We start from the raw sequence: 19,873 nt of genomic DNA, 5'->3' as shown, positions 1-19,873 counted from the left end.
ATAACACAGTACATATTGCAGGGCGGGGTTCGGTGGTACGCCAACTGCGGATTCTCGCATCGCAGTTCCGTGTCCTTCGGACAGGAACGCTCTCCTAAATCCCCTACGTAACATACAATTTACCTAGCCACAATTAGGTGAATACTCTTGAAATTATTCTCTGCAAAACACTTACAAAAACAGATCGTAATCCCAGAGTTTATTCTTAATTACAATGTTTATTTGAAAAAACTGACTATTCGAAACGACATCGATAAAAATCTCACATCTCATATCGCCCGATATACATTTGCTACCACCATAACTTTCGAAAAAAGATTTTCCTTGGAGATTGTATCAAAAATGCTGGTACATTGTAATGTAAAAACGATGCAGATTTATGCCGAAGCACGAGAAAAAGCAATCGAGAATGGTATAAAAAGTTTAATTCAGAAAAAGAAAGCTAAAAAAAGCCGAAACAACAGACGAATTTACCATTTAACACCACCACATCGAGAAGTACTGTTTATCGAATTTAATAAAGCTTCGAAACATTATCGGAGCTTTATTTTTTAATGATGATACAGCTTTTAACATGCAAAAACCTAGCAACCACATCCTTAACAGGATTCTTAGCAAGAATTCAAATATTGTCTTAATTGTAAAATTTTGCCTTTAAACTGCAGATAAAATCGAAACTATTTCATTGAACTATTCGCTCTTCCCTACTTCACAGAAATTGAGAAATACAGAATAACGCGCATCACTATATTTTCAACCAGTCATCAGCTTCGTTTCTTTGTTGATACGAAATCTTTTCATCTCCGTTGACATCAAACTCACTATATGCTTTCTTTATCAATTCCTCGGCTATTCCAGCCTCTCTTGCTTTTTTCAGGGTTTCACCAAGTCTGATTTTATTCCGTATTTATCTGGCACTAAAAACAATCGCCTGAGTTTCAATGGTAGGATCTATATTCTGAGCTTCCGATACCCTGATTTTATAAGCCTGTGGACTTAATGCATTAACATCTGTTTGCTCTAACCTCTTACAAATATCATTAAAACTCTTTTCAAGATTACGAACTGTTTCTTGCTTAATATTCTGGGGCCCTGGCAGTAATTCTAGTAAATTTCTATCCGCAAATCCTATTCCCGAAATTGAATATTCAACATTTGCCAGATTCAATTCACTTATTGCCCCAATCGCACCAAAACTTACATCTGTCCCAAACTCGATATTTGATACTTTTATCATTAACCGAATACCAACTCCGTATCTTGTTTGAATAACATGGCTATTTGCTGGAAGATCTTCTCTCGAATCTACATCCATATATCGTGCAAAATCACGAGTTAATACGATAGAATTAAAGGTCGTATCAACCTCCGCTACAGCAGCAATTTTTAGGTCACTGGAAAAATCAGCGCTGGTTTTACTCTCCTCCAGTAAAGTGACCTTGGCAGCGTTTGCCCAATTCGATATTTTTTATGTGGTTTATAATTAATTTCCGGGTCGCCAATATCGCCTGTAAAGCTCGAATCGATATTCACCCACGTATCATTTAAGTCAATCGTACTGATTTTGTTAAATTTTGCATTAAGCCATTTATTGGCATTTTGCTTTTGTGTCTCTGTTGGTGTAGCATAAGCATCTTTTAAGTCAAAATATCGGTACACAAATTGAACAACATTCTCATTCAGCGAATTATCCTTTTTCCTTAATTCCTGTATTGCCTGGTATAGACTAAATCCGCTCGCTACCTTTCGCACTCCAAAGTATATGGATCGCTTATCTGACTTCTCAAGTTTTAATTTTAAATCTTCTTCCTTAATCAGTTCAATTGGGTAAAGAGTTTTTAATTCCATTGATTTAAACGCTGATTTTACTATGCCGACAAAATCTGTTTTACTTTCAGCACAAGTCCAATTCCAATACCATAACATTTAGTAGCTATAATGTCACCTTTGTGGTCTATCACAGGAGACCTTTTATTTGAAAGCATTAATGCCAAGTACCTGGTTTGAAAACTTTTAACCTTTGAATTCGCATTTACGAAACCACCAATATTCAGTTGATTACTGCTCTCAATATTAGAAATGATCTGTTCAACTTTAAAAGTGACTAGTTTAGAGTTATTATCAACTATTCCATTTTGAATCTCTTTTTCTATGATTTTTGCTTCATCAAGATTGGTGCTTTCATTAGCAGAGATGTCCCCAACTAAAGAACTACTTGTAATATTTTTCATGATAACTTTGATTTTTTTTATATATAAAAGTTCATTAATGTCCACTAAAAATTAAATAATGTTCTTTGAAACAATTGTAAATCTATACTTTACGCGGCTTTTTTGAGCGTGACGATTTGAATCGATTAAGTTCGTGGATTTTAAAATCACATGAACAACGGAAAATACATTTTCGCTCAATGAATAAGTTTTTTGCCACAAAGGGTATTCGATAAATTTGTTGCCAAGTATTCCGGTAATAAGTATGTAAGGCACTTTACCTGCTGGAACCAGTTGCTTTGTATGATTTTTGGTCAATTGACGAACCGTGATAGCTTGCGCGATTTGATCGTTATTATTGACGCTCACCGAAACAAAGTTTAGCATCTTGGTTTTGGTAAATCAGTAACAAGGAGCAACCTGTCCAAGGCTAACGAAAAGCGTAATTACAGAATCTTTGAAGATTTTGCTTATTACATGATTGACCTGGCCAGAAAAAAGCTGGCGAATGATGATTTTGAAATCAAAGGAAAAATATATGCTTTCGATTCTTCAACCATCGACTTGTGTTTAAGCGTTTTCTGGTGGGCCAGTTTTCGTAAAACAAAGGGAGGGATAAAATTACATACGCTTTACGATATTACAACACAAATCCCAGCATTTGTCCACATTACAGCAGCTTCGGTTCACGATGTTAATGCAATGGATGTTATTCCATACGAAACAGAAGCCTATTACATTTTCGACCGTGGATATGTTGACTTTGAGCGTCTCTACCATATAACTACGCTTTCTGCATTTTTTGTAGTAAGGGCAAAAGCAAACCTAAAGTTCAACAGGATGTATTCGAATAAAGTTAACAGACAATCTGGCCTAATTTGCGACCAGATTGGAAAACTGTCTGGTTTTTATGTCTCAAAAGATTATCCTGAGAAACTACGGAGAATCAAATTCTATGATGCTGAAAGTAACCGCTACTTCGTTTACTTGACAAACAACATGGAATTGACAGCCGAAGAGGTTGTACTTTTATACAAAAACAGGTGGCAGGTTGAATTATTTTTTAAATGGATAAAACAACATCTGAAAATAAAAGCATTCTGGGGTACGTCAGAAAATGCGGTCAGGATACAAATTTATTCAGCTATCATTGCTTACTGTTTAGTTGCCATTGTAGGTAAAGAATTAAAAATTGAACGCTCAACCTACGAAATATTACAGATTTTAGGAATATCCCTACTGGACAAAACTTCTATAAATGAATTGCTTACAAATACAGATTACAAAAATATCAAAGAACTAAATTATAACCAGCTGTCCCTCAGTTTGTCTTAAGTGGACAGCAATGATAAAAGTTATGAAATACAATCATAAAAAACTACATATCAGCACATTAACCCATCAACAAACAAAAAAGAAAGTATCTCTCCGCGATGCTAACGAAGTATCTTAAAAACCAATCGTACAGAAATCTGTATTTCTCCAGCGGATCGACACTGTTCCGTAAGAATTTATTATTAAACCCTGTTCTCTGGCGCAATGAACTATTTTCTCCTTTTTGGAGCCAGAAAATTATTCGTCAAAATAAACAACTATTCTGTCTAGGATTGGCTTTGACTCGTTTTCAGTTGTATCTGTCATTTTAACCTCAAACCGGAAACCATACCCTTCCGGTAGCTCTGAAAGATCCAACATCGCGGGAATTCTTTCAATCTGCTTGGCAAACCCTTCAATATTATCATAGCGCTCTTTTACAGTTTGCCAATCGCTCCAGTAGTCAATGACACTATTATTGGTAATATCCACACCCATGCGCACCTGTACCGTTTCCACCCACGGTCCGGGGCTAACATAGTCCGTGTTCATCTGTGTTACCAAATAAAACCGTCCTTTGGCAAACATAATATCCGGATCGGGGTGCCCCTGGCCAATACTGCCGCAAAATGTAAACTTCTTGTTGATATTTTCGGAAGTAAACCAGGCTACACTCATGCTTTCTCTGCCATGGCCGCCAGCCGGATCAAAATCGCAAAACAAATAATACTGACCGCCTATTGAAATGGCAGCCCAGTCTCCGAAAGCATTTTGTTCCGGCTCGTGGATTTCGTATTTCCCAAAAGCACGTGTTTCTCCGGCTTTTACCCGGTGTTGCGGTACATCTTCAGTGGCCGTTCTTCCGGGATAATTTTCAGGATCTTCCGCATGCCAGTGGGGATGAACATATTCAGCAAATTTCCCAGTTGAGTTAGTACGCTCATCCACCGGTGGGTCAAGTATTTTAAAACCATCAATACCATTAGTGCTAACAGCATGAACTGCCAAAGGAGAATCCCAGGCATGGGTTGACGCATTGATAGGTGACCAGTCTTCAACAATAAGATGAAAATTCCCTTCCAAATCGCGTAATACGGCACAGTCGGAACCATGCGATGGATCTTTAAAAGCCACTCCCATATTTTTTCCAGGAACGCCATCGGTCAGGTCTTCATCGATATAAACATGCGGATCCTGATCATTGGGAAAATCGTAGTAAAAATAAAGCTTTCCATTTGCAAATTCGGCGGTAGTTGACCATTTTGCAAAGCTTTCGGATACAGGGCCATGATGCACCCAGTTCACCATATCCTTACTTTGCCAGGCATGGTATCCGCCTAAACCCCGTTTAAGGCCTCCCTGAGCATCAAACTGGTTTTTGAAAGGTGTGGTTTTTAGTAGAATATCAAAGCCCTCAAGCGTGGTATCTTCGCCATGAAAAGTTCCATCTTTTTGACTTTTACTTTGGTTATACCGGCCAAACATCCAGTAGTTTCCATCGCCTAACTGCAAAGCCACAGGGGCATCGCCCAGGTTAGCCGGACCAACGTTAGGAACGGGTTCCCAGTTTAGCCAATCGGGGGATTGAGAAAGCACAATCGACTGCAGAGAGCGCTTTTTAGTAAATTTTTTAACGGTACTCTGAAAAGTAGCTTTATTAGCTGTAGGTACAATTTTCCCATCAGTCATTTCAACATTTGAGACATTGGCTACATTCGCCTGCCAATCTTCTTGAGAATCAACAATCCAGGATTCATCTAATGGCTGATTTTGTTTCGTACAAGCTGTTCCTATTATGAGTAAAGAAATTGTAAGTAAAGTTAGTACTCGATTTTTCATCTTATTAAAATTGTTTGTCTTTTAAAAAATAAAATTTGTTATCAAACGAATGACATTTACTCCTATTCACTTTTCTCCAGATTGAACATTGCCATCCAGGTCCACCTTTTTTGTCCCCTCAAAGGCTTTATCAGCATCGGTTTGAATGACATTGGGGTGATGTTGTTCTTCATTGGTAACAATTTTAAAAGACCACGCATATTTACTTTTACCAAGATCGGCCGGTGGTACTATTTTTAAACCATCAACGGTCATTCCCCAGGTAACTTTTGAATCTGATCCGAGCAAGCTTACTGATTTTACCTGCTTTTTATCCCATCCGGCTGTAGCATCAATAACAAAAGGATCAACTGGCTTTGCACGTTTAATTGCATACAATTTCTTGCCGTTTGTGGTAAACGAAAGGTGTTCATCTTCCTGTTGATTTTCTTCCCAGTAACGAGAACCATAAATCGCCTCCCCATTTATTTTTAGCCATTCGCCCATGGCTTTTAAACGTTCCACCTGTTCAGGCACTAAAGTACCATCGGCCTTTGGACCTATATTGATTAGGAAGTTACCATTACGGCTCACGACTTCAATCATTTCATGAATAACACCTTCAACACTTTTATAGGTATCACCTTCCAAATAGCCAAATGAAGTACCAAAGGTTGTACAGCTTTGCCATTTGGGACCAATAACTTCCAGTTTCAGGTTATCCTTTTCCAAACAGCCAACTCCATCGGGCCAGTTGCGGTTTGCCCCTTTATTATTTACATAAACATCCTGGCTATTTTTAACCCCGTTATTCATAAAGTCAGTTATCATGCCACGTACCTGATCATCAAAATATTTGATAATTGGCTTAGCCTTGCCCTTACGAACATTGTTGCCATCGCGGGTATAAATTGGGAAATCGTCCAACCACAGCATATCGGGTTGGTATTTTTCCTGAATCTCCTTCCACCGGGCCACATAGTCATCCACATATTCTTCTGAAAACCCAAAGGGACCATAAAGTGAAGCAGCTTCGGGAACACGCTTTATTTCTTCCACAATATCAGGTATAGGCTCTGCGTCGACTACATAGAGGTTTTTAGCAAAGAATGAGCTGTGTCGTTCGCGGTGATAAGACGGAGCATATTTCAATCCGTGTTTACGAACAGCTTTGCCCAAATCGCCGACAATATCGCGTTTCGGCCCCATATCAACTGCATTCCATGGTGTAAGTTCAGAGTCCCAGTTGGCCCATCCATCGTGGTGTTCAGCAGTAAGAACAACATACCTGGCTCCAACACCGGCAAAAAGCGCTGCCCATTCATCCGGGTTCCATTTTTCTGCTTTAAATTCAGGAATGATATCTTTGTAACCAAACTCAGGTGGGGTAGCTCCCCAACGCTCTTTCATGTATGGATAATAGTGTTCAGGGTCCCGATAAATCATTTTGGGAACGTGCTCCGAATATCCCCGTCCACCTTTGCGGTAACCAATTACGCTGTATGGCCCCCAGTGAATGAAAATGCCTATTTTACCATCGTTGAACCAGGCAGGTACCGGCATTTTTTGCAGAGATTCCCAAGTGCCGTCATAAGGTGGTTTTGATTCATTTACTTTTTCTTTTTCTGAATTACATGCCCCAAGGGTTAAAATTACCAGGAATGTGACGTATTTTAAAAGTTTCATATTTTTTGTTATGTATTATTAGTAATAATCGTGTCCTTCGTCGCTGTTTTCACAGGATTTTATCCATTCTTCAAGCTGCTGTTTCATTTCAGTCACTTTTTCAGGGTGAGATTCAGCAATGTTATTTTTTTCATATTTATCCTGAATCAAATCATACAGCTCAAATTTTTCGCCATCAACGCTAATTAATTTATACTGCTGGCTTATAAGTGATTTTTGTTTACGGCTCTGAAATCCAATAAAGCCATTCCGCTTTTTATCATTTGTTTTTAACGCTTTTATCAAATCGATTCCATCATACGGTCTGTTTTGGGGAACCCCTATCCCTAAAATACCCAAAATAGTTGGAAAATAATCGCTAGTTACGCCGGGGTAACTCGTTCTTTTATTTGTCTCCAAGTGTCCGGGCCAGACAACAAATGCCGACACTCTGACTCCACCTTCATACAAGGAGCCTTTCCTCCCCCTGAATCCCCCGCTTGATCCCTGTTGTCTTTTTCCGGGATACTGACAAATTCCTCCGCCTTCGCCTGCAGGACCATTATCAGAGCAAAAAGTAATAAGCGTATTTTTATCAATTCCCAATTTTTTTAACTCATTATGCAAGCGGGATATTTGCTCGTCCATTGCTGTAATACAACCGTAGTAATGTTGTTTATTTTCATCGTATTCGTTATACATATCGAGGTATTTGGGACCAGCCACTACAGGAGAGTGTGGTGTATGAAACCAGATAACCATAAAAAAAGGTTTATCATTTTTTGCTGCATTTTGAATAAAGGGAAGTGCGCGATCCATAATTACACGTGAATCGTCGCCTTCCAGATTTTCCGTTTCATAAACTCCTGGTCCTGTCCAGTAACGGGTTGGAGTTTTTATGCTCTGGTTTTCCATCGGATTCCAGGTTGGAACGGCCTGTTCTGTTGAAAAACATACATCGAAACCATTATCCCAGGGTGTCGATAGAAATTTTGTACCGCTTCCTCCTCGCCTGCCATCGGGAATTGAATTTGAAATGGCTCCCAGGTGCCATTTTCCAAAATGCCCGGTGGTATATCCCTGCTTTTGCAGTTCTTCAGCCAGTGTGATTTCCTGTTCTTTCATAAAACCAGCATTGGCAAAATAAATCCCGTAACGGTAAGGATGTCTTCCGGTTAAAAAACTTCCCCGGGTTGGAGAACAAACAGGAGCAGCAGAATAAAAACGGTCGAGAATAACTCCCGATGATGCCAGTTTATCCAAGCCCGGAGTTTTTATTATTTTATTGCCATTAAAACCAACATCTCCCCAGCCCAAATCATCGGCCATTACTAGAATAATATTAGGCTTATTATTGGTTTTACCGGTTAAAGAAGCAAACACTCCACCAGTGATAAAAAAAAGTATTGCTATTAAATAAATTAACTTTCTCATTATTTTTTAAGTTTTGTTTTTATAAACAAATTATACGGCAGTTCATTCAGTTTTCAAGTTATAAACTCAGAGCTTCAACCTCGGTGAAGTATGCGCCTCCAGCCACACCTTCATCATTGTACAGATATGTCACCAGTTCCGAAGGTCCGGTAGGGAGTTCGATTTCAAAGACTACTCCTTTGCTTCCCGGCTCCACGAATTTTTCCTGTACTATTCCAGATATCTGAATTTTGGCACGTACTGCCTCAACAATGTTATCTGCTTCTTTTGGAAATTGCCTGAGCGTAATTCGATATTTTCCAGGTGTTTTGATATTTACCTTCCAAGGGCCCGTTTCTTTTGGCAGCTTACTGATTGTTCTGAAATTCCAGGGAGGATTACCGTATGGCAGGTACCAATCCTGAGAGCATAGAGTAGTCGGATTCTCAGCAGGATTGCCAAGATCGATAAGCACTGGTTTCATCCCAGGTGATACTGATTTCCAATAGGCATTATATACTGACCGTAGCTCTTTAACCTTGTTTGGGTTGTCGCCCGATACATCTTCTCTTTGAGATGGATCCTTCTGTATGTCGTAGAGTTCTTTTCCATTAATCAAACGCCACTTATCCGTTAACACACAGCTTTCCTGCCATTTTTTGGGTTTATTTTTAAAATATGCTCCACCATGTAGCTGAGCTACTAAATGATTCCTGGCATTATCATTTAAGGCGCCTTCTATTTGAGGTTTGAAAGATATGCCATCAAGTTCCAGGGAGTCTGAAGTACTTAATCCACATAAGTCCACCAAGGTTGGAAGTACATCTATATGGGCGGTTAATGATTCAATGTCGCGACCACCCTTCATCGCTCCATCAGGCCAATAAATAAAAAATGGCACTCTGTGACCGCCCTCGAACATGCTCGATTTTTTACCTCTCATTCCAGCATTATATCCGGTAATTGCTTCGGAGTGTAAACCATCAAACTTCCCTCCATTTGCTGTGCCATTATCGGTCATGAATATCAAAATGGTGTTATCAGCTATTCCCAGTTTATCCAACTTCTCCCTAAAGATTCCCAGGTTGTAATCCAGATTGGCAATCATGCCATAAAATTCAGGTCCCTTTCTCCAATCAACCCGCTCCTCATAAGGAGTACTCCACTCCTCAGAAACAATGTAAGGCCCATGAGGAGCATTGGTTGCCAGATACAAAAAGAATGGGCCATCTTTGTCCGTCTCTATGAACTTAATGGCCTCCTCAAACCATACATCTGTACAATATCCTTCAAACTGTTGCAATTCGCCATTCTTCTCATATACATCATCGAAGTAGTCGTTGCCCCAATAATCAGAAGCCTGCCCCACTCCGCCACATTTATGCCAAACAGTATACTGAAATCCTCTGTCCTGCGGACGATGTGGCGCATTGTCGCCAAGATGCCATTTACCCACCATCCCTGTTTTATAACCATTACTTGCAAAAACATTCGCTACCGTTTTCTCATGAACATGCATCATCGTTCGGCCGCTACTCGTTCGGTATGCGCCATTTCGAGCAGGATATCTTCCGGTCATTAATGCACTTCTCGTAGGAGTACAAAATGGGCTTACATGGAAGTCGGTAAACCGGATTGCTTCATTATACAAACGGTCGATGTTTGGCGTTTTGATTATCGTATTACCATGACAACTAAGATCGCCGTAGCCCTGGTCATCTGTCATAATCAAAATGACATTCGGTCGTCTAAAATTTTCCTTTTCATGATTTCCTTGCTTACATCCAACTATCAGGACTAATGTCAGCATGTAGAATATAAGTATCGGCGAGTATTTTCTTTGTCTCATTTATATTGTTTTTAAGGTTTTGTATTAATTCACTTAAAAAAATTCTCTATTACATATTGAGGTTGAAATCGATCAGGCCTTCTCCTTTTTTCAAGTTCCAGAGGGTCATATTCCAATGGAAGTATTTTATCTGCTGTAAGTGATAACGTGTCATCCAATTGCTTTTGCCAATCTCCCAGTAAATTTGTAAGCTCCTCGATTTTTGTCGAATATGCTTCGTCAGCAGCAAGATTATTTCTTCATTTAGTTGAAGATGATCCTCGTTAACTCCACCGAAAACTATCGTTTCCAGTCTCCCATTTCCCGGAGGAGGTGCTTCGAACCATTCACTTGCGGGCTTCTTATACCAATGGGTATTTCCAGAAGGTTCAGCGCTGATTTTTTGACCTGAACATGACACAAACAAATAGCCCAGTGCAATTACTACAAGTTTGATGGACCGTGATTTTAATCTCCGTTTACACTTATTTATATTCATGTATTGCACATTCAATGTTATATTAGATACCACTTGATGTCTTTGGTTAATTTTTTAAGTCTGCTCCCTCCAGCTTCACCACAATCGGGTTAGACCACTTACGGTCGTTGTAAATACGATGGGAACGCATCACTGAAATTTCAAGACCCACATTCGTGTTTTTGATTGTAGGCTCAGTATCTACATCCGGGAAATACTCTAAAACCTTACTGTTTTGCCCAAGAATGAATATTTTACTATCTCTTCGAGCTTGCAAAGATTTTATGACTATCACTTTCCGTTCTCCAAATCTCCACTGGTCTTCTACTAAAAAGGCATAGATAGTATTTTCATCTTTCTTTTTGAGAAACCAGATATTGTCTTCGTGGACTATGTCCAGGGGTTCTGTATTGTCAAAAGCCTCTTGGTTGATGAACATCCATAAAGAAACCTCGTTCAATCCGGCAGCTTGCTCTTGCGGAAATCGACCTTTTTCATCCGGTCCAAAGTTGAGCAGGAAGTTCCCCCCTTTTGCACGAATCTCAATTAGTTTCTGAATGACATCTGTTGCTGATTTATAATTTTCGTTTGTTGGCCTGTATTGCCATTGGTCGCCAAATGTATAGCAAGCTTCCCAGGGAGCAGGAATCGGTTTGTCAGGTATTTCCTGTTCAGGCGTTTTAATCGCTCCCCTCGTAACCACTATGTCTGGATTGATGTCCCAACACACTTTAGCTACTTCTGTTTTCCCGTATTGTTCCATTCCGTCCAGGAAAACAATGTCGATATTTCCATATTGAGTCATCAATTCCGTCATTTGTCTTTTTACATATTTGTTTAATTGTTCGTTATTTGAAGCAAGTACTTCCGGACGTGTCCTTGAAATAAGCACACCCTGTCTATATAAAAAATGGAAGTCATCGGGTGAAAAATAAAGCCCTATTGCCAGTCCCTCTTTCCTGAATGCATCAATCACTTGTCGGGTGATATCTTCTCCATAAGGTGTATTTATAATATTGAAGTCTGTCGTTTTTGTATCGAACATACAAAATCCATTATGGTGCTTGGTGGTAAAAACCACATACTTCATACCAGCCAGCTTTGCAGCTTTTGCCCACTCACTTGCATCAAACTCATCAGGATTGAAGGTGTTTGGCAGCTCGTTTACATAGCGGTACAGGTAATCATCTGAAGCACCAACCATACTATGGCTGATGACCAATCCAAGTTGTACATCCATACTCCAGTGAATAAACATACCAAAACCAAGACCAGAGAACCACTCTTCCCTTTCGGGTTTATTCAGGTTTAAAATTTTATCCTGGGCGGAAACCTTGTTAATCCAAATCGCTGCCAATATCATCAGTAATATTCCTACTTTTCTCATTTTAGCTTTATTTTTTTATTTGCCTTGATTTATTCTATAACATTATTATCCCTATGGTTTTTTTCCAACATTATTACTGTTTACTAAAAATTGCAGCCAGAGAATATTCTCAATAGCACCTATTTATTCAATCCTGTCAAATCAGAGTTGATGGTGAATTTACCAACCCCTTTTTCGATCACAGCATTAAATTCGTCAGATATTTCAATATTATTGGATGTTTTGAGGATGATCTTTTTCCCCGGCACTTGATTTTCGAACAAAACCATCTCTCCTTCCTTGTTGAGTATGTTGCCATAGAAGTTAACCTGGGTTTTGCCATAATCAGGTACATATCCTTTTTTACTATGAAAAAGAATCCCTGAATTGCGCAGGCTGCAATTGGTGACTGTGTGAGTGAACAGTCCTATCTCATTCACTTTTTGAAGAATTACACCTTTAGCAAACTCTACCGAAGTGTTGCTGACAATATAAGTAGTCCCAGCTACTTTGTATGATCCGGGTTTGCTAACTACAATCGTTCCTCCCTGATCAAGTGCTTTTTGAAGTGATTTAACATTTTCTACACCTGAGGCATTTGGCGAGAAACCAAAGTCCGCTGCATCAGTAAATCCCTGAGACGTAGCTTCAGCAATAAGACAAAAGGAGAAGAATGCCGCTAATAAGTACTTTCGTAAATTTATAATCTTATGCTTATTATTCATTTTTTAATTTCTTTATTTTTAAATACCAGCCTAAATTATTCGATTCATTCAAGTCAGCGAAAACATTTATTTTTCACTTTCTACATTCAACTTGCTTTTAACTTCCCGCATTATACTTAGCGCCTGTTCTCCAATCGTTCCATCTTGGTAAATCCCAAGGTTTATCGTTACCATTCCTCCATTTTCTTTACATCCACTGATGAAGTTGATGAGTTCATTTTCATCAAATCGGGGCTCAATCATCTCTTTGGTCTTTTGCACCCAGGGGGCATCCATTCTCAGTAATGTATGGTAGGGTAAATCCGGTACCGGACCGTCCTCCATGTAACCGTCTTTGGGTAATTCGATTGGTGAACCTACTTCTCCGGCCCAGTAATCCTGCCAAGGTGTAACCGTAGGATATATCCAGGAATTCAAACAATAGACCCTATCATTATTTCCTGTTTTGGCTGCTTGATTGAATTCTTCGAATGGAACCTCCGGGAATTCTTCAAATATTTGATACCAGCTATCAAACCAATAACCGGCTATTTTATCGTCGTACCTTAAACCCATCTCACTGAGAATGCTATTGAAATTGAAAACGAATTGCTTTTTCTCTGCATCTGTTGGAGACTGGTCAACATTCAGATTAAACCCAAGGGGGCCATTTATGTAGCACATGAATTTAATTCCTTTTTCATCAAGCGCATTTGCTATCTCATCAATTAAATCCCGCTCCGTTGTTTGTCCGGGATGAACTTTCTCCCAGCTTTCAATTGGAGCCGGACAATACGATTCAGCGTGGCCAATCGTAAACATAACATAACCTGCCCCTGTCTCTTCAACCATCTCTGCGAATGCTTTGACATTAAATTCATTCACAGCTTCTTCAAAAGGCAGGATTGAACCATCTGGTTGAACACTTTCTGATGTCCAATGAAACATCAAACCATATCCAGCATCATTCATCCATTCAACACTACTGCGGGAAGCAAGGGCTCGTTTTCTTTCTGCTTCAATTTGCTGTTTAGCAGACACCGGCAATAATTCTATTGAGCGAAAGTCCATCAGAACATCCTCATTAGAATCTTCGCTTGTTGATAAAACAATGGATTGTATTCCTTTTGATAAATCAATTTCAGAAGAGAGCTTTACCCTTTCGAAATTGCGTCCGTCCTTAAAAGGCCCGGCTGTTGGCGCTAAAGTGAAATTATATTCAGCCTCATCAGTTCTCAAAGTCAAAATCTTACCTTCTCCATAACTTCTGATGTTTGCTGTAAGGTATAATTCATACTTATCACCCTTTCGAACCTTAATATCCCATAAAACGGATGCATTACCTTTCCACCTTATGTTTCTACCCGGTCGGAGTTCCAGGTTGCCTTTATTTGAAGCAGCCTTTGTGCCGTACAAAAAAGTACTCTCGTTTGATCGAAGTTCCATAACACCTGAAGCATCATTTTGAGTTTCTTTATATTTTTCCGGCAAGGTGAAAACTATCATTCTATCCTTATCACCGACAACATGGAGCTTCACTTTCTTGCCAGGGTTTCTTCGGATTATCTCCATAAAATCTGCAGCACTTTCTATTGCTGCATCATTCACCTCAAGTATTGCATCGCCTGCCTTTAATCCGCTCCTGCTGGAAAGGCTCTTTTCGTCAACGCTATTGATAAAGACACCTTTATTAACACCCACACCCGCCACTGAACGCTCGCTCTGGGTGTTAAGGTCTTCCAGATAGGATCCAATGAATTGATAGACAATATCTTCCTGAAGCACTAACCTTTTATTACCTTTTTCGGCGAACAAAACCGATGGATCAAAAGATCTATAGATGGGATAATCTCTCTCAACAATTGCTAAAAAGGATGGTTTGGTGACACCAAATTCTTTCATACTAAAATTCTTAAAACCGACTTCAAGAGCAGGTGAATTTGATTTTACTCTAAAGTCATAATTAATTGGATCGACAAACATTGGATCGGCAATTATCGAATGTTGATCCATTCCCTTTGACTGCCAATCTTCAAATGACATCACTTTTTCAAATTCGGGAGATGGAGCACCATCATTTCTAAAAACAGCTTTGGCTTGTGTTGAATAATACAAATTGTAATCCACCATTTTTGTTTCTTGGGGTCTGTCAATTATCCTTCTGAATACGACTCCTGAAGGATCAGTTGCCACATGAATATTGTTTCGTATAATATCCTGATTATTGAAAAAGGACACGTGTTTCCCCGGAGGATTGGATCCAATTGAAATATTATTCTCTACAACCCTGTAAAATCCTTCCCTGAGTTTGTAAGAGCAACCAAGCAACAGATTATTGTATAAATGATAATTGCTGGTTCCATCATCAAGATCTATTCCCCAGCTAAAACCATTGCCATGTTCAAATCTGTTGTTTCTGATTATTGTAGTCAGATAATTATCCAACTTACTGTATTCAAGCGCATTTTTTTCATCTCCTTTCTCACCTCCATGATGGCAACTCATCCAAAATCGATCTCTCCCCCATGAATTAAATGGCCCATGATCTGCTGTTTCAATTACAGAATTAAAAATATGGTTGTACTCAATAACATGCCCTCCCCATGACCCATCGTTAATAGTAATTCCGGATCGTGGCACATGATAGATTGTGTTGTGACGAGCTGTAATCATTTCTGACATAGAAATAAAAACACCAGCTGTTTGTTTGCCCACACGGCCAATCGCATAAATCAGGTTTCCTTCAGCTATACACTGCTGTGGATAATCTTTACCCTTGGGTCCTGGAGTCAAATCCAACGTATCATACGAATACGAATTGTTGTAGCCAATAGGGTTTGACCGTGTACTGTTATAGTTTCCAACAAAACATATCGCACTTTCTCCTAACCTGTCAAAATAGGAATCACTAACTTTTGATTTTCTGTTGTAATTACTAAAGAACACGCCATTACCTCCGAGCGCATAGAAATAACTATTTCTGATTTCACAATTCTCAGTTCCTGCCATAAAAACTGCTCCCGACCTATTGATGGACCAGTCACCACGCAATAGAGGTTCGTACTCATCCATAAAAACCCTTGAAGCTTGCTGAAACCGGATACCCTCAAAATGAACATACTTAACAGGATTTTCTGCTGTACCTCGATATTCTACAAGGTTAGTTAAGTGCACGGAGTAAAATTCAGCTGTCTTAAGGTTGACTCCTTTCGGAGGAATCAGGTACAAAGTATTGGATGAATCATCGAAAAACCACTCACCCGGATCGTCGAGCTCTTCAAAAATATGTTCGATCATTACTTCTGATTTTCGAAGATCCCGATTTCTGTTTTGCTGCCAGCCTCCTTCCAATTGCAACTCGCCATTTTCAAATCCTGAGACTTTATAATGCACACTTCCCCATTCTGATGCATGAAGTGAATGAAGAAATCCACTTTGAGGACGATTATAATTCTTAGCTCGGTCATTCAATTCATCCCAACTGGAAACTCCATCGAAAATGTGTGCTGTTGTATCGCGATTAGGGTATCTTGCCATCCAAAGTTTTATATCACCTACCCATAGTTCATCAATACCTCCATTTGCCAAGTCTGATCTTGATACCCTCGCTTGATATATCCCCTTTTTGAAAGGCTTCCATTCTAGTGCTTCAAATGCCTTTGCTCCACTGATAATTACCTGACCTTCATTTTCCGCTCGATAAGTAATCTGCGCATTTTGCTCTCCGGAATGTTGCGGAAGAAGTAAAAAAGTTTGCTCTAAATGATATACCCCATCTTTCAAAACAACCTGTTGTGAGCCATTCGAAGGCAATTCGGCAAGGTAATCTCTGGCTTTTTTTAGAGTACCAAATGGCTTTTCGTGTGTCCCTTGATTATTATCTGAGCCAATTGGGCTTATGTATACAGTTTGTCCAAAACAAGAATAACTTGCAAGGCATATTAATATCGAAAATATTAAAGAGGTTTTACCGCTTATGTCAACTGACATAATATTAAACATGTATTTCATAAATGGTTGTGACAACAATTTTAATTATTAAATAGAAGTATTTATTATATCTAATGTTATCCAATATATTAGCATATTTTTCTTACTCAAGACTATAAAAAGTGAAACTTATAAAGCTGAAATTGATAGCATGTTTTAAGGCTTCGGAAATGATACCGGGTAAATCTCCCAGTATCATTTCTATTAACTTTGTAAGTTTCCAATATTTATTGGTTCCCCGGATTTAGCTCCAGAGCTATACCGGTATTCAAGTCGATTTGAGACTGTGGAAGAGCCCACAAATTATCGTACAGAGCTATAGTGACATCAGAGCCGTAATTATTATAATCACGAACTCGCTCGTACATTAATTCCATAGGTTGTAGCTTAATGTTCTAAACTCTTCCATGGACAACTCCCTGGCTCTTTCATCCATTTGTAGTAATTACAAATGGATGACTTTTGTTTTCAGCAACTTCAAAATAACCTTCACCATCAAGGAATACTTCTCTTTTCTTTCCTTCAAATTCTTGGGGAAAGGCAAATTGACTTCCAGCATTCAACCATACTCTTGTACCGTCGCTTAACACCAATTGTGATTTTTTACCAAAAGGGACAATTATCTCATTAAATTTGGTCTCTTTAGTTGTTTCATCAGTTACTGGTTGATTGCTAACAATCCTGTCATTGTCAATTTGAATGGCATTCTGATTTTTTAGGACGGTAATGTTTGGCTCATCTTTTTCTAATTGAACCTGATTACCATTCGAAAGTACCAACAATGGAGTTTCTGGTTTTATCTGCCTCTGACTCTCGGAAACCTGATATTCTCGAACGCTCCTATTGAAGTTCAGATAAAATAAGCCTCCCAATGAGACTATCAATAAAATGGAAGCAGCTACTTTAGCGAAAATTTTAATTTTGTTGATTTTATATTTTCGATGGAGCTCCGTGTTGTAATTGCTAATATTTTTCCAGAGTCTGAATTTTTTTTCACTTGAAAGAGTGCCGTCATTTGTGCCAAATAGAAGAATGATCTCCCTTGCTTCAAGAAAAATCTTTTTTGATTCATGGTGAAGTTGAAGAAATTGCTCCCATTCTTCTTTCCTGTTTGTGTCTCTCACAATAGAAACAAACTCCGGATCTTCAATTAGATCATCTACTGAATAACCGATATATTTCTTTTCTGTCATTTTTAATTCTATGCCTTTTATATACACAAGGGCATTTTTGACTCTTTGTGACAGAAAAAAGAAAAAGCAATACCTTATTACGCCAGTTTTCATATTTCTTCTTGTTTGATGAAATTTTAGATCGAAAATAAAGGAAGAACAGATTGTTTCTTCCTCTATTTTTACTATCATACTCGTATCCTATTTATTGCAATGGATCAAATCCTCCTTCATACCATCCATCAGTCTGTTTCAAATTCGGATTATTTCTAAGTTCATTTTCAGGAATTGGAAAGAAATAGTATCCCTCAGGATAGTGCAGTTTCTGTTGGTTGTCAAGTTCTATAACTTCATATGTAAAGCCCTGTAAAAGATCATTATTGTCTTTGGGAGTAACACGAAGTCCATGCCTTGATTTTCCATTAAAATCTTGGAGCCATCTCAACCTACGTAAGTCCCAAAAGCGTTTTCCTTCAAAGGCTAGTTCAATTTGTCTTTCCAGCATAATAGCATTCAACATTTCTGTTTGAGTCATATTGGATTTTAACCCAAACAGCCCGTCAGACCCGGGCAAAATGCCTGCCCTGCTGCGAATTGCCTTTAACATTGTATATGCCGTTGTTTGATCTCCCGTCATGTTGGCGGTTTCGGCATAATTTAGCATTACCTCGGCCAACCTGATTTCTACCCAATCCGTTTCATCATAACCTGCCAGTTCTTTCTCAACCGCAGGCTCGACAGCTTTCCGGCAAAAATAGCCTGTCTTTGTGCCCCATTGTGCCCCATAGCCATCGGGATCGTATCCAACGTAAGTATATTGAATACGATCGGCTACACCACTTAAAGGCCAAATATCGCCATTATTGACCACTGTAGCATAAAACCGGGGATCCCTGTTTTCAGTGTAAGTATCCAAACTATAAGCTGGATGATTATTTATTGGTTTTCCATCTTCCATTGGAAATGCTTCTATAAGTTCCTGCGTGGGCTGAGTTGATCCGGGAGCACCAATAATTTCAGATACCGGACGGCACTGCCTTGCCCTGCCACTGACTTTTTCAGGGTCATTATAGCGGGTTGCAAATATTACTTCGCTATTCAATTCATCAAACCAAAATCCTGAAAAATCGGGATAAAGTGCATAACCTTTATTGATAAGCCAAGTATAAGCTTCCTGGTTAGCCGTAGTAGCCGCATTCCACAAGGTTGCATTGTTTTGCGGATTAAATTGCGGACTGGCCCTAAATAGTAAGACCCGCCCTTTAAATGCATAAGCAGCCGCTTTATCAACCTTGCCTGCTTCATCTCCGGTGTATTTATCAGGAAGCAAGCCAATAGCCTGATCCAGGTCTTCAACGATATAGTCAAAACATTCCGAAGTTTTATTTCTTTCCACAAAAAGATCATCGGTTAATGACTGGGGCTTTTTCAGATAAGGTACCCCACCATAAGCTCTAATCATGATAAAATAATTGTAAGCCCTCCAAAAATAAGCTTGTCCCATTAATTTATCTTTTACGTCAGTGTCAATAGGAGAACCTTCCATTTCCTCGAGGAAAACATTGATCTTTCGCATTAAGTTGTAAGAGCTATTCCAGCTGGGAACACCAATTGCATCGATTTCTTCCCCATAAGCGACTATACTGCCTTCGGGGTTTTGTGTTTCATCACACCATACCGACTCGCCAACAGGCCAATCGGGCAAACTCGCTGCCGCAACATTTACCATATAAGCATCAGCAACTTTTGCATCAGTAAAAACGACATTCGGGGAAATAGACGCCAAATTGTCTTTATCAAGCACACTTTCACAGGAAGTTATACCAATTTGAGTATATAGTGCCGCTTTATTATCTTTGAAGCATGGGAAGACAAAGCAAATTCAATATAAAAGAGGATTTAAAAGAACTTGAGA

At 39.1% G+C, this 19,873-nt stretch carries 16 protein-coding genes and 1 pseudogene; 3 read left to right on the top strand and 14 right to left on the bottom strand.

Annotated elements, in window-relative coordinates; genetic code table 11:
* Positions 1 to 222 precede the first annotated feature (222 nt).
* On the top strand, positions 223 to 555 hold the full coding sequence (locus K5G00_RS27745; protein WP_238769750.1) for a site-specific integrase: 333 nt from the start codon (positions 223 to 225) through the stop codon (positions 553 to 555).
* A gap of 352 nt (positions 556 to 907) precedes the next feature.
* Here K5G00_RS27745 and K5G00_RS27740 read toward each other — a convergent pair whose 3' ends face one another.
* The 3 genes from K5G00_RS27740 to K5G00_RS27730 form a co-directional block, all read right to left on the bottom strand.
* Positions 908 to 1,315: a hypothetical protein gene (locus K5G00_RS27740; RefSeq protein WP_238769749.1), complete on the bottom strand. Its 408-nt coding sequence runs from the start codon at positions 1,313 to 1,315 to the stop codon at positions 908 to 910.
* Positions 1,316 to 1,386: 71 nt separating this feature from the next.
* Entirely contained in the window at positions 1,387 to 1,848 is a 462-nt protein-coding gene (locus K5G00_RS27735; protein WP_238769748.1) for a hypothetical protein, read from the bottom strand.
* A gap of 20 nt (positions 1,849 to 1,868) precedes the next feature.
* Positions 1,869 to 2,231: a hypothetical protein gene (locus K5G00_RS27730; RefSeq protein ID WP_238769747.1), complete on the bottom strand. Its 363-nt coding sequence runs from the start codon at positions 2,229 to 2,231 to the stop codon at positions 1,869 to 1,871.
* A gap of 192 nt (positions 2,232 to 2,423) precedes the next feature.
* Here K5G00_RS27730 and K5G00_RS27725 point away from each other — a divergent pair, with 192 nt between their 5' ends.
* The gene (locus K5G00_RS27725; protein ID WP_238769746.1) at positions 2,424 to 2,594 is read left to right on the top strand and encodes a DUF4372 domain-containing protein; all 171 of its coding nucleotides are present in this window, start codon (positions 2,424 to 2,426) and stop codon (positions 2,592 to 2,594) included.
* 27 nt (positions 2,595 to 2,621) lie between these two features.
* Positions 2,622 to 3,545, top strand: a pseudogene (locus K5G00_RS27720) (IS4 family transposase); the annotation flags it as partial.
* Between the two features lie 237 nt (positions 3,546 to 3,782).
* On the opposite strand, the gene K5G00_RS27715 reads toward K5G00_RS27720, so the two are convergent.
* The 11 genes from K5G00_RS27715 to K5G00_RS27665 all read right to left on the bottom strand — a co-directional run bounded on the left by K5G00_RS27715 (position 3,783) and on the right by K5G00_RS27665 (position 19,762).
* Positions 3,783 to 5,363 carry a hypothetical protein gene (locus K5G00_RS27715; protein WP_238769745.1) on the bottom strand — a complete coding sequence of 527 codons (1,581 nt, stop codon included), beginning with the start codon at positions 5,361 to 5,363 and terminating at the stop codon, positions 3,783 to 3,785.
* Positions 5,364 to 5,429: 66 nt separating this feature from the next.
* Complete coding sequence (locus tag K5G00_RS27710) at positions 5,430 to 7,028, bottom strand: alpha-L-fucosidase (protein ID WP_238769744.1); 1,599 nt, start codon at positions 7,026 to 7,028, stop codon at positions 5,430 to 5,432.
* Positions 7,029 to 7,046: 18 nt separating this feature from the next.
* A complete protein-coding gene (locus K5G00_RS27705; RefSeq protein WP_238769743.1) occupies positions 7,047 to 8,441 on the bottom strand; it encodes a sulfatase family protein in 1,395 nt (464 codons plus the stop codon).
* 58 nt (positions 8,442 to 8,499) lie between these two features.
* Positions 8,500 to 10,269, bottom strand: coding sequence for an arylsulfatase (locus K5G00_RS27700; RefSeq protein ID WP_238769742.1), 1,770 nt, complete (start codon positions 10,267 to 10,269; stop codon positions 8,500 to 8,502).
* A gap of 49 nt (positions 10,270 to 10,318) precedes the next feature.
* Positions 10,319 to 10,780, bottom strand: coding sequence for a glycoside hydrolase N-terminal domain-containing protein (locus K5G00_RS27695; RefSeq protein WP_238769741.1), 462 nt, complete (start codon positions 10,778 to 10,780; stop codon positions 10,319 to 10,321).
* Between the two features lie 13 nt (positions 10,781 to 10,793).
* Positions 10,794 to 12,113 carry an alpha-L-fucosidase gene (locus tag K5G00_RS27690; RefSeq protein WP_238769740.1) on the bottom strand — a complete coding sequence of 440 codons (1,320 nt, stop codon included), beginning with the start codon at positions 12,111 to 12,113 and terminating at the stop codon, positions 10,794 to 10,796.
* A 119-nt stretch (positions 12,114 to 12,232) separates the two neighbouring features.
* Complete coding sequence (locus K5G00_RS27685) at positions 12,233 to 12,817, bottom strand: hypothetical protein (RefSeq protein ID WP_238769739.1); 585 nt, start codon at positions 12,815 to 12,817, stop codon at positions 12,233 to 12,235.
* 66 nt (positions 12,818 to 12,883) lie between these two features.
* Complete coding sequence (locus K5G00_RS27680; protein ID WP_238769738.1) at positions 12,884 to 16,807, bottom strand: alpha-L-fucosidase; 3,924 nt, start codon at positions 16,805 to 16,807, stop codon at positions 12,884 to 12,886.
* Positions 16,808 to 17,013: 206 nt separating this feature from the next.
* Positions 17,014 to 17,163, bottom strand: coding sequence for a hypothetical protein (locus K5G00_RS27675; protein ID WP_238769737.1), 150 nt, complete (start codon positions 17,161 to 17,163; stop codon positions 17,014 to 17,016).
* Between the two features lie 51 nt (positions 17,164 to 17,214).
* Positions 17,215 to 17,979 carry a FecR family protein gene (locus tag K5G00_RS27670; RefSeq protein ID WP_238769736.1) on the bottom strand — a complete coding sequence of 255 codons (765 nt, stop codon included), beginning with the start codon at positions 17,977 to 17,979 and terminating at the stop codon, positions 17,215 to 17,217.
* Between the two features lie 184 nt (positions 17,980 to 18,163).
* The gene (locus tag K5G00_RS27665) at positions 18,164 to 19,762 is read right to left on the bottom strand and encodes a RagB/SusD family nutrient uptake outer membrane protein (RefSeq protein WP_238769735.1); all 1,599 of its coding nucleotides are present in this window, start codon (positions 19,760 to 19,762) and stop codon (positions 18,164 to 18,166) included.
* Positions 19,763 to 19,873: the final 111 nt, after the last annotated feature.

Origin of the sequence: Maribellus maritimus, assembly GCF_022267315.1 — a bacterium.
GTDB classification, from domain to species: domain Bacteria; phylum Bacteroidota; class Bacteroidia; order Bacteroidales; family Prolixibacteraceae; genus Draconibacterium; species Draconibacterium maritimum.
Note: the sequence above shows the minus strand (reverse complement) of the source record. Positions and strands in the feature narration are given on the sequence as shown.

Bases quoted from the DNA above. Each gene is read 5' to 3' on its own strand.
- K5G00_RS27690 (WP_238769740.1), bottom strand. From the start codon at position 12,113: ATGAGAAAAGTAGGAATATTACTGATGATATTGGCAGCGATTTGGATT.
- K5G00_RS27740 (WP_238769749.1), bottom strand. From the start codon at position 1,315: ATGGATGTAGATTCGAGAGAAGATCTTCCAGCAAATAGCCATGTTATT.
- K5G00_RS27710 (WP_238769744.1), bottom strand. From the start codon at position 7,028: ATGAAACTTTTAAAATACGTCACATTCCTGGTAATTTTAACCCTTGGG.
- K5G00_RS27675 (WP_238769737.1), bottom strand. From the start codon at position 17,163: ATGGAATTAATGTACGAGCGAGTTCGTGATTATAATAATTACGGCTCT.
- K5G00_RS27680 (WP_238769738.1), bottom strand. From the start codon at position 16,807: ATGAAATACATGTTTAATATTATGTCAGTTGACATAAGCGGTAAAACC.
- K5G00_RS27735 (WP_238769748.1), bottom strand. From the start codon at position 1,848: ATGGAATTAAAAACTCTTTACCCAATTGAACTGATTAAGGAAGAAGAT.
- K5G00_RS27705 (WP_238769743.1), bottom strand. From the start codon at position 8,441: ATGAGAAAGTTAATTTATTTAATAGCAATACTTTTTTTTATCACTGGT.
- K5G00_RS27670 (WP_238769736.1), bottom strand. From the start codon at position 17,979: ATGACAGAAAAGAAATATATCGGTTATTCAGTAGATGATCTAATTGAA.
- K5G00_RS27700 (WP_238769742.1), bottom strand. From the start codon at position 10,269: ATGAGACAAAGAAAATACTCGCCGATACTTATATTCTACATGCTGACA.
- K5G00_RS27715 (WP_238769745.1), bottom strand. From the start codon at position 5,363: ATGAAAAATCGAGTACTAACTTTACTTACAATTTCTTTACTCATAATA.
- K5G00_RS27730 (WP_238769747.1), bottom strand. From the start codon at position 2,231: ATGAAAAATATTACAAGTAGTTCTTTAGTTGGGGACATCTCTGCTAAT.
- K5G00_RS27685 (WP_238769739.1), bottom strand. From the start codon at position 12,817: ATGAATAATAAGCATAAGATTATAAATTTACGAAAGTACTTATTAGCG.